Raw genomic sequence first — 8,342 nt, 5'->3', positions numbered from 1 at the left:
CGCCAGATCACGACCGTGCCCGTACCGCACCCAGCTCAACGACGTGTCCGTCAGCAGCGGATCCGTCTTCAGCACCGCACCCGCACCCGCACCACCCAGCGCGATCAGCGAGACGCCCAGCACCCCGAGCAGGATCGTCCGCACGGGGATGCCGGTCGGTTCCGGCGGCACGCGCGTAGCAGCGGACGGCGCCCGCACTGACGCGGCGCCCGATCTGGGAGGGGACGGAGTCGAAGCCATCGCGGCAACATCGTTGCACAGCACGTGGCCGCCTCGGCACGCGATGGCGCGCAAGCGTGGCGGGGACTCGACACCCAGGAGGATCCTCGCACGTGAAGATCACTCCGGGCAGTGCCCGTGTGGAGTATTCGCGCTCGGCTGGCGAACGGTTCGGTCAGCTCACGACGGACGTCCTGGCCCGTGCGGAACGGGTGCGCAGCGGCGTGCCCGCGACCCGTTGCGCGGCCAGCTTCCCGGAGATCAGCACCGGGGGGACGCCGACGCCGGGGGTGGTGCCGCAGCCCGCCAGGACCACGTTGTCGATCCCGTTGACCAGGTTGCGCGGCCGGAACGGTCCGGTCTGCGCGATCGTGTGCGCGGCCGAGAACGGCGTGCCCGCCGCGAGACCGCCGTCGGCCCAGTCCTGCGGCGTGACCAGCCGGGACGTCTCGATCGACGCCTCGAACCCGGTCAGCCCGCGGGCCTCCAGGGTGCGCAGCAGCTCGTCGCGGTAGGCGGGGCCGACGCGCGCCCAGTCGATCGGCCCGGTCTCCAGGTTCGGCGCGGGCGCGAGCACGAAGTTCAGGTGCCGGTCGGGGGGCGCGAGCGACGGGTCGCTCAGCGTCGACTGGGTGACCAGCAGCGACGGGTCGCTCATCAGCCTGCCCGTCGAGGTGAGCTCGTCGAACGTCCGGTCCCACGCCCGCCCGAAGAAGATCGTGTGGTGCCCGAGTTCCGACCACGTCCGGGTGGTGCCCGCGTGCAGCACGACCGCCGACGGCGACCAGCGCACCGGGCGCGGGCGGCGCGGGGCCTTGCCGAGCAGCCGGTAGGCGACCGGCAGGTCCGGGGTCAGCACCACGGCGTCGCACGGGATCCGCTCGCCGCCGGTCGTGCGGACGGCCGTGACGCGGCTGCCGATGCGCTCCAGCCAGGCGACCGCCGTGCCGTAGCGGAAGGTGGCGCCCGCCGAGGCCGCCGCGCCCGCCATGGCGTCGGGCAGCGCCCGCATCCCGCCGCGCGGGAAGTGCACGCCCGAGACGGTGTCCATGTACGCGATCACGGCGTACGCGGCCAGCGCCCGGCGCGGCGGCACCCCGGCGTAGAGCGACTGGAACGAGAACACGCGCTGGAGGCGTTCGTCGCGCAGGAACCGCCCGATGGCCGGGCCGAGCCTGCCGAACCCGCGCAGCGCGGCGAGCTTGGCCAGCGACGGGCCGATCAGGTCGGCGGGGGAGTCGAAGTTGCCGCCGATGAACTGGTCGCGCTCGACCCGGTAGAGGGCGGTCAGCCAGGCCCGCAGCCTCCGGTAGCCCTCGGCCTCCGCGCCGCCCGCGAACCGCCGGACCTCGGCCTCCATCGCGTCGGCGTCGGCGTGCACGTCGAGCGTGGTGCCGTCGGCGAACCGCGCCCGGTAGGCGGGGTCGACGGGCAGCAGGTCCAGCCGGTCGGCCAGGGACTCGCCGACCGCGGCGAGGGCGTCCTCGACCAGCTCCGGCATGGTCAGCACGGTCGGCCCGGTGTCGATCCGGTAGCCGTCCAGGTCCAGCCGCCCGGCCCGGCCGCCGGGGGTGGCGTCGCGCTCGACGACGGTCACGGCCCGGCCCGTGCCGAGCAGGTGCAGGGCCGTGGACAGCCCGGCGAGGCCCGCGCCCACCACGACGACGTGGTCGGTGCGTCCCGGCAGGGTCTTCCCGTGGGCTGGGCTCATGGTCAGTAGGTCCGCTTCGTGGCGCTGACGGCCAGTTCCGCCAGCCGGTCACCCGCGGGCGCCACGACCGGCGCGGCCTCCAGCGCGGCCAGCGCGGACGTGGTCAGCTCGGTGATCCGGTCCTCGATCGCGTCCACGGCCCCCACGCCGATCAGGGCGTCGCGCACGGCGTCGACCGTCTCCACGTCCAGCTCCGGGTTGCCCAGCGCCCCGTGCAGCACGTCCGCGCCGTACTCCATGCCCAGCGCAACGAGCAGCGTCCGCTTGCCCTCGCGCAGGTCGTCGCCCGCGGGCTTTCCGGTGACCGCGGGGTCGCCGAACACGCCGAGCAGGTCGTCCCGCAGCTGGAAGGCGACGCCGATGTCCGCGCCGAACCGGCGCAGACCGTCGATCAGCTCCGGAGACCCGCCACCGAGCGCCGCACCCATGTGCAGCGGCCGTTCCACCGTGTACGCGGCGGTCTTGAGCCGGTCGATCCGCAGCGCGGCCTCGGGGGAGGAGTCGCCGCGCGCCTGCGTGAGCACGTCCAGGTACTGGCCCGCGAGCATCTCGGTGCGCATGTCCCGCCACGGCAGGCTCAGCCGCTGGAGCGCGTCGGTCGGCAGGCCCGCGGCGAACAGCATGTCGTCCGCCCACGCCAGCGCGATGTCGCCGATCAGCACGGCCGCCGCGAGCCCGAACCGCTCCGGCTCACCGAGCCAGCGCCGGTCGCGGTGCTCCTGGGCGAACGCGATGTGCACGGTCGGCTGGCCCCGCCGCACCTCGGAGGCGTCCATCAGGTCGTCGTGCACCAGCGCGCACGCCTGGATCAGCTCCAGCGAGCTGACCGCCGTCAGCACCGATTCCGCGAGGGGCCCCTCCGGATCACCGCCCGCGGCCCGCCAGCCCCACCACGCGAACGTCGGGCGAATGCGCTTCCCGCCGCTGAGGACGAACGCGGCCAGGCCGTCCACCGCCCCGGTGAAGTTGTCGTCCATCAGCGCGCCCAGCGTGCGACGGTCGGCGAGGTAGGCCGCCAGCGCCTCGTCGACGTGGGCGGGCAGCGCGAGGTCCAGCGGGTGGAGCAGCTCTGGGGCGGACACCCGTCTATGGTCACCTCTCCGGCGCTCCGCCGCCGCACCGGGGGGCTCGTCCCAGCCCGTGAAAGACATCTCCCACTCGTCGGACGCCCACTAGGCTGGGGCCATGACGACCGTGGTCGAACGGTTGCACGGGCGCGGTCCCGTGTTCTCCGTCGAGTTCTTCCCTCCCCGCGACAGCGCGGACGAGCTGGTCCTGTGGCGCGCGATCCGCGAACTGGAACCGCTCGACCCGGCTTTCGTGTCCATCACGTACGGCGCGGGCGGGTCGAGCCGGGACTTCACCATCCGCACGACCGGCCGCGTCGCGCAGGAGACCACGCTGGTGCCGATGGCGCACCTGACCGCCGTCGACCACTCCGTCGCGGAACTGCGCAACGTGATCGGCTGGTACGCGGCCGTCGGCGTGCGCAACATCCTGGCCGTGCGCGGCGACCCGCCCGGCGACCCCCACGGCGAGTGGATCGCCCACCCCGAGGGCCTCACCTACGCCGAGGAGCTGGTCCGGCTCTGCCGCGAGCTCGGCGACTTCTGCGTGGGCGTCGCGGCGTTCCCGTACGGGCACCCGCGCTCCGGCGACGTGGACGAGGACACGAGGCACCTGGTCCGCAAGCTGCGCGCGGGCGCGGACTTCGCCATCGCCCAGCTGTTCTTCGAGCCGGAGGACTTCCTGCGGCTGCGCGACCGGGTCGACGCGCTGGGCTGCGACACCACGCTCATCCCCGGCCTCATGCCGCTGACGACCCCGCGCACCCTCGCCAAGACGATCGAGCTGTCCGGCGCCGACGTCCCCCCGTCGGTCGCCCGGAAACTGGACCCCTTCGTGGACGACCCGGCCGCCTTCCGGAAGGCTGGTGTCGACCTGGTGACGGAGATGGGGGAGCGGCTGCTCGCCGAGGGCGTTCCGAGCCTGCACTTCTACACCCTGAACCGCTCGAAGGCGACGAGGGAAGTGGTGGCCCGACTGGGCCTGGTCCCCGCTCGCACGTGAGAGAGGCGTGGATGCCCACCTTCGACGAGAACTTCAAGAAGGACGCGGCCGAGGCCCGTCGAGCCCGGTCCGAGGCGCACAAGCGCGGACTGGCCGAGGACTTCGAGGCCAAGGTGCGCTCCGCCGCGCCGGTGATCGCGCGCGTCTGCCGCGACGTGGCCGCGGTGCTGCGGGTGGCGAGGGTGCCCGTCGCCACCGACGACGGCTGGTCCCTCCCGGACCTGCCGTCGGTGCTGTCCGCGCCGCCCCGCTACGTGGCGGCCGACCGCTTCGGCAAGCGCTTCTCGCTCCAGCTGGCCACCCCGTCCTGGGCCACGCTCACCCCGGACGGCGCGCTGCTCAGCGACCGGTTCAAGTCGAGCGTCCGCAGGGACAGGACGGCAGAGCGGGAGGCCCGGATCAGGGCCGTCCACCAGGCCATCGCGGTCAGCGACGTGAACGCGCTGGCGGCGACCACGCTCGAAGCCGACTTCGGCATGACCCACCGCCTGGTGCTCGACCGCAACACCCGCGTCCTGTTCGTCTGCGCGGGCGTCCAGGGAGCGCGCCCGACCGTGCTGCCGTTCTCGGAGTACGGCACCCGCGCCTCGTCGGCCCTGGTCCAGGCGTGGGAGCACCGCGGGCGCCAATGATCACCCGTTCGGGCGACGCCCGGTCAGGCCACCAGGCTCCTGCGGTGCGCCACGAGCGCCAGCACCACGACGATCAGCGCCGCCCCGCCCGTGAGCGCCCCCACCAGGAACACCCACCCGATCAGGCCCTCGGAGTTCGGCCCCGCGTACTGCACCGTCGCGGTCAGCATCGAGGCCTGGCCGGGTTTGGGGCTCCAGGCCACCGTGCCCTCTTCCTCCTCGCGGCCGTTGGTGTTGACCACCCCGCCGGGAAAACTGATCTTCACCTGGATGTCGGCCCTGTCGATCGGCACCTGGGTCAGGTCGACCGACCCGGACATCGTGACCAGGTCGCCCGAACGGCGGAAGCTGATCTGGTACCTGCTGCTCGACGAGCTGGTGGCGAGCGAGAGGGTGCGGACCTCCTCGAAGGTGAGGCCGTTGAAGAAGAGCTGGGTACCCGCGTAGGCGTCGACCTTGTACGGCTTGGTCGTGACGCGGCTGGCCAGCTCGGACGGCACCCGCAGCTGGGGGCCGGGATCGTTGTCCGCCGTCGGCGGGGTCGCGGCGACGATCTCGCCGGACACGCGGTCGTCCTCCGACACCGCCATGGCGGCGTGCAGGCGGACGCACCCCGACAGCGAGAACGCGGCGAGGAGCAGGAAGACCGGCAGGAGGAGCACACGGGCTCTGGACACCCGGTCATCCTGCCGGCAGGAAGCGGAGTCGACCTTGTCCGCCAGTCTTTCGACTGGTAATCGTGAGCAAGCCTAAAGACCTTTCCGGCGTCCTGACCGGGCGGTAGCGTGCCGGACATGGCTTCCTCTACGGCTGGTGTGCACGGCATCAGCAACCGGTTCGTGACCGACTACGCGGCGCTGGACCCGATCGCGGCGACCCAGCTCGGCCTGCCCGGAGGTGAGGACGAGCTCACCGACTACTCGCCGGAAGGCCACGCCGCGCGCTACGAGCTGACCGTCAAGGCCGTCCGCGACATCACGGCCGCCGAACCCGCCGACAAGTCGGAGAGCGACGCCAAGGCCGTCTTCCTCGAACGCGGCGAGGTCTCGACCGACCTGCACGAGGCGGGCCGCTCCGAGGGCGACCTGAACGTGCTCGCCAGCCCCGTGCAGAACCTGCGCGAGATCTTCGACCACATGCCCACCGACACCCCCGAGCAGTGGGCCGTCGTCGCCCGCCGCCTCGCCGCGATGCCGGACGCCGTCGCGAACCTCCGCGCGGGCCTGTCCTACGCCGCGGACAAGGGCAAGACCGCCGCCCTGCGCCAGGTCACCAAGGTCGCCGACCAGTGCGACACCTGGTCCGGCCGCCGAGGCGGCACGTCGTTCTTCGCAGGCCTCGTGCGGGACGCGCAGGTCGGCGACGCGCTGCGCACCGACCTGGAGAGGGGCGCCGCCGCCGCGGCCGAGGCCTACGGCGACCTCGCCGCGTTCCTGCGCGACGACCTCGCCGCCAAGGCCCCCGAGAAGGACGCCGTCGGCGAAGAGGTCTACCGGCTCTCCTCGCGGTACTTCATCGGCTCCCGCCTCGACCTCGCCGAGGCCTACGAGTGGGGCTGGGAGGAGTTCACCCGCATCGAGACCGAGATGAAGCAGATCGTCGGCCGGATCAAGCCCGGCGCGACGCTCGCCGAAGGCGCCGCCGCCCTCGACGCCGACCCCCGCTACCTCGTGCAGGGCCAGGCCGGCCTCCAGTCGTGGATGCAGCAGCTCTCCGACAAGGCCCTGCTCGACCTGCGCGACGTGCACTTCGAACTGCCCGACGAGCTGATGAAGCTCGAATGCCGCATCGCCCCGCCCGGCGGCGGCGTCGGCGCGTACTACAGCGGCCCCACGCCCGACTTCTCCCGCCCCGGCCGCATGTGGTGGTCCGTGCCCGCCGACAAGGAGACCTTCCCCACCTGGCGCGAGCTGACCACCGTCTACCACGAGGGCGTCCCCGGCCACCACCTCCAGGTCGCGACCGCCGTCTACAACGCCGACAAGCTCAACGACTTCCAGCGCCTCTTCTGCTGGGTCTCCGGCCACGGCGAGGGCTGGGCCCTCTACGCCGAGCGGCTCATGCGCGAACTCGGCTACCTCGACGACGACGGCAACCTGCTCGGCATGCTCGACGCCCACCTGTTCCGCGCCGCCCGCGTGGTCGTGGACATCGGCATGCACCTGGAACTGGAGATCCCGAGGGGCACCGGCTTCCACGAGGGCGAGCGGTGGACCCCCGAGCTGGGCCTGGAGTTCATGCTCACCCGGACCATCACCGAGGCCTCGCACGTCCACGACGAGATCGACCGCTACCTCGGATGGCCCGGCCAGGCCCCGTCGTACAAGATCGGCGAACGCCTCTGGCTCGCGGCCCGCGACGAGGCCCGCGCCCGCCACGGCGCCGCGTTCGACCTCAAGAAGTTCCACCAGGACGCCCTGGAGATGGGCGCCATGGGGCTCGACACGCTCCGCGAACGGCTCGCCGAGCTGTAGTGGCGCGGGGGCCGCCCGGTACGACCGGGCGGCCCCTCACGTCATCGGGAGTTCCCGCCCCAGCACCGCGAACGGCCTCGGGTCGCCGGTGAACTGGTAGTGCCGCAGCACGTCGGTGAACCCGACCCGCCGGTACAGCCGCCACGCGTTGCTCGGCCCCTCCGGCGTCGACAGCAGCACGTGCGTCGTCGGCACCCCGGCCAGCAGGTTCCGCAGCAGCGCCTCGCCGAGCCCCCTGCCCTGCGCGCGCGGCAGCACGTGCAGCTCGGTCAGCTCGAAGTAGTCGTCCATCCACTCGTCCACGGCCTGCGCGCCCGACACGGTCGTCAGCCCGCGGCGCACCTGCTCGTGCCACCACTGCCCGCTCGACCCGCGGTAGCCGTAGCCGATGCCGACCAGCTCGTCCCGGTCGTCCAGCGCGACCACGCAGCGCCAGTCCTCGCGCAGCATGTGCGCGAGCCACATCGGCGCCCGCTGCTCCACCGTGCTCGGCGGGTAGTTCATCGCCGTGACGTACAGCTCCAGCGCCTCGTGCAGCCGGGCGTTCAGCTCCTGCGGTGAGAACTCCACCAGCCGCTCGGTGCGCGGCGACGGCGCGGCGGTCATCGCGCGACCCGCGCGGGGGTGCCGCCGGTCAGCTCGACCAGACCGGCGAACGTCGTCGGGAACACCGCGTGCGGGTGCCCGCCCGCCGCCCACACGACGGGGTGCTGCTCCAGGTCCACGTCCACGAACGTCATGATCCTCGCAGGATGGCCGACCGGCGAGACCCCGCCGATGACCTGTCCGGTGTGCTCGCGCACGAAGTCGGGGGCGGCGCGCTCGATCCGGTCCGCGCCAGCCAGTTCCGCCAGCAGGTCGGTGTCCGCGCGGTGCGCGCCCGACGTCAGCACCAGCAGCGGCGCGGGGACCTCGGCGCGGACCGCCGTGAACACCAGGCTGTTCGCGATGGCGCCGACCGGCACGCCCACCGCCTCGGCGGCCTGGGCGGCGGTGCGGACCGCGTCCGCGAGCACCCGGATGCCCTGCGCGGCCTCGTGGTGGCCCGCCTCGGTCAGTGCCGCGGCGACCTTCTGCATGCCGGGGTGGTCCAGTGCGCTCACGCGTCCAATCAGACCACGGATCACGATCGGGTCGTCGCTGGGTCCTGGGTTGAGGAATGTCGGCGGCAGGCGCTAGGCTGCCCTGGATCGAACATGTGTTCGATCGTGATGCCCTGGTGGTGGGGCGGGGGAA

General features: G+C 73.0%; 8 protein-coding genes. 3 read left to right on the top strand and 5 right to left on the bottom strand.

What is annotated here, in order from left to right; all coding sequences use genetic code 11:
* Window positions 1–394: 394 nt before the first annotated feature.
* Together crtI and VFZ92_RS02905 are read right to left on the bottom strand one after the other, a co-directional pair.
* The gene (crtI, locus tag VFZ92_RS02910) at window positions 395–1,930 is read right to left on the bottom strand and encodes a phytoene desaturase family protein (protein WP_330874093.1); all 1,536 of its coding nucleotides are present in this window, start codon (window positions 1,928–1,930) and stop codon (window positions 395–397) included.
* A gap of 2 nt (window positions 1,931–1,932) precedes the next feature.
* Window positions 1,933–3,012: a polyprenyl synthetase family protein gene (locus tag VFZ92_RS02905; protein WP_330874092.1), complete on the bottom strand. Its 1,080-nt coding sequence runs from the start codon at window positions 3,010–3,012 to the stop codon at window positions 1,933–1,935.
* Window positions 3,013–3,115: 103 nt separating this feature from the next.
* Here VFZ92_RS02905 and VFZ92_RS02900 point away from each other — a divergent pair, with 103 nt between their 5' ends.
* Together VFZ92_RS02900 and VFZ92_RS02895 are read left to right on the top strand one after the other, a co-directional pair.
* Window positions 3,116–4,000 (top strand): methylenetetrahydrofolate reductase, encoded by an 885-nt coding sequence (locus VFZ92_RS02900; protein WP_330874091.1) that lies wholly within the window; start codon window positions 3,116–3,118, stop codon window positions 3,998–4,000.
* 11 nt (window positions 4,001–4,011) lie between these two features.
* A complete protein-coding gene (locus VFZ92_RS02895; RefSeq protein WP_330874090.1) occupies window positions 4,012–4,632 on the top strand; it encodes a hypothetical protein in 621 nt (206 codons plus the stop codon).
* A 23-nt stretch (window positions 4,633–4,655) separates the two neighbouring features.
* Here VFZ92_RS02895 and VFZ92_RS02890 read toward each other — a convergent pair whose 3' ends face one another.
* Complete coding sequence (locus tag VFZ92_RS02890; RefSeq protein WP_330874089.1) at window positions 4,656–5,309, bottom strand: DUF3153 domain-containing protein; 654 nt, start codon at window positions 5,307–5,309, stop codon at window positions 4,656–4,658.
* Between the two features lie 117 nt (window positions 5,310–5,426).
* Between VFZ92_RS02890 and VFZ92_RS02885 the strand changes: the two genes are divergently transcribed.
* Window positions 5,427–7,106: a DUF885 domain-containing protein gene (locus tag VFZ92_RS02885; protein WP_330874088.1), complete on the top strand. Its 1,680-nt coding sequence runs from the start codon at window positions 5,427–5,429 to the stop codon at window positions 7,104–7,106.
* A gap of 36 nt (window positions 7,107–7,142) precedes the next feature.
* Here the strand turns inward: VFZ92_RS02885 and VFZ92_RS02880 are convergent, their stop codons facing one another.
* Both VFZ92_RS02880 and VFZ92_RS02875 read right to left on the bottom strand, forming a co-directional pair.
* Window positions 7,143–7,712: a GNAT family N-acetyltransferase gene (locus tag VFZ92_RS02880; RefSeq protein ID WP_330874087.1), complete on the bottom strand. Its 570-nt coding sequence runs from the start codon at window positions 7,710–7,712 to the stop codon at window positions 7,143–7,145.
* Window positions 7,709–8,209 (bottom strand): YbaK/EbsC family protein, encoded by a 501-nt coding sequence (locus tag VFZ92_RS02875; protein ID WP_330874086.1) that lies wholly within the window; start codon window positions 8,207–8,209, stop codon window positions 7,709–7,711. The genes VFZ92_RS02880 and VFZ92_RS02875 overlap by 4 nt, the downstream gene beginning before the upstream one ends.
* Window positions 8,210–8,342 lie beyond the last annotated feature (133 nt).

Origin of the sequence: Umezawaea sp., assembly GCF_036375055.1 — a bacterium.
Taxonomy (GTDB): Bacteria; Actinomycetota; Actinomycetes; order Mycobacteriales; family Pseudonocardiaceae; genus Umezawaea.
Note: the sequence above shows the minus strand (reverse complement) of the source record. Positions and strands in the feature narration are given on the sequence as shown.

What these genes read in the sequence shown, in the direction of transcription:
- crtI (WP_330874093.1), bottom strand. Translation starts at nt 1,930, where the DNA reads ATGAGCCCAGCCCACGGGAAGACCCTGCCGGGACGCACCGACCACGTC.
- VFZ92_RS02900 (WP_330874091.1), top strand. Translation starts at nt 3,116, where the DNA reads ATGACGACCGTGGTCGAACGGTTGCACGGGCGCGGTCCCGTGTTCTCC.
- VFZ92_RS02895 (WP_330874090.1), top strand. Translation starts at nt 4,012, where the DNA reads ATGCCCACCTTCGACGAGAACTTCAAGAAGGACGCGGCCGAGGCCCGT.
- VFZ92_RS02885 (WP_330874088.1), top strand. Translation starts at nt 5,427, where the DNA reads ATGGCTTCCTCTACGGCTGGTGTGCACGGCATCAGCAACCGGTTCGTG.
- VFZ92_RS02880 (WP_330874087.1), bottom strand. Translation starts at nt 7,712, where the DNA reads ATGACCGCCGCGCCGTCGCCGCGCACCGAGCGGCTGGTGGAGTTCTCA.